Source organism: Psychrobacter sp. TB20-MNA-CIBAN-0197 (assembly GCF_040309765.1).
Classification (GTDB): Bacteria; Pseudomonadota; Gammaproteobacteria; order Pseudomonadales; family Moraxellaceae; genus Psychrobacter; species Psychrobacter submarinus.
In genome coordinates this window covers 1-270 of record NZ_JBEOPC010000635.1, presented here as the reverse complement: position 1 = coordinate 270, position 270 = coordinate 1, and the positions used below count along the sequence as shown (strand labels likewise).

The following is a 270-nucleotide window of genomic DNA, read 5'->3' as shown; positions in this document are numbered from 1 at the left end:
CGCTTATCGAGTGCAGAGGAATATATATGCGCCTGATATTTAAGTGGCGGTAACATGGCTTGCAATCCATCTGGCAACAGCTCTATTGGTTGCACTCGTGATGAGCTGCGCGTTGCTTGCGTTACTTCGTAGTTTTGTGTTTTTTCTGTATCTTGAATAGCTTGATCAAAAGCTGTTTCTAGTAATGTTGGGTTCTTTGCAAGCGTAGGTCTTTTAGTTTTTTGTGCTGTAGAGCCTTGCGAATCGAGCGGTTTACCAAGCACTTTATAC

At 43.0% G+C, this 270-nt stretch carries 1 protein-coding gene; it reads right to left on the bottom strand.

Annotation, left to right across the window (positions count from 1 at the left end):
* A partial coding sequence (locus AAEY83_RS15300) for a hypothetical protein (RefSeq protein ID WP_351060261.1) occupies positions 1–270 on the bottom strand: 270 nt, incomplete at both ends.